Origin of the sequence: Mesorhizobium sp. M7A.T.Ca.US.000.02.2.1 (assembly GCF_003996995.1) — a bacterium.
Classification (GTDB): domain Bacteria; phylum Pseudomonadota; class Alphaproteobacteria; order Rhizobiales; family Rhizobiaceae; genus Mesorhizobium.
Window position 1 is genome coordinate 1 of record NZ_RZTT01000920.1, and the last position, 431, is coordinate 431.

General features: G+C 64.5%; 1 protein-coding gene. It reads left to right on the forward strand.

All coding sequences use genetic code 11. From position 1 onward, the window contains the following. Nucleotides 1-431, forward strand: a 431-nt coding sequence (locus EOD15_RS35445) for an ATP-binding cassette domain-containing protein (RefSeq protein WP_148129863.1), incomplete at both ends; no start/stop codon positions are given.

The following is a 431-nucleotide window of genomic DNA, read 5'->3' on the forward strand; positions in this document are numbered from 1 at the left end:
GGCCGACGGCCATCTTCCGGGAGAAGAGATTTTTCGTGCCGAGGAGATCTGCCTGCCCCGCGCCACCGGCGGACTTGCCGTCGACCATGTCTCGTTGTCGCTGCGTGCCGGCGAGATCCTCGGCATTTACGGCCTGATGGGCGCCGGGCGCAGCGAGCTGTTCGACTGCATCATGGGCCGTCACGGCCATTCGACGGGCGAGATCTTCATTGGCGGTATAAAGGTCAAGGAGCGCGATACGACGCGGCGCATCCGGCGTGGCCTGGCATTGATCCCCGAAGACCGTCAGCGCGAAGGGCTGGTCTCGATCCTCTCGGTCGCCAGCAATTTGACGCTGGCCAGCCTGTTGCGATTTGCCCGCCTGTTCCATATCCGTGGCGCCGACGAAAGGCAGGCGGTGACGCAGATGGTGCGGGAGCTGGCGATCAAGG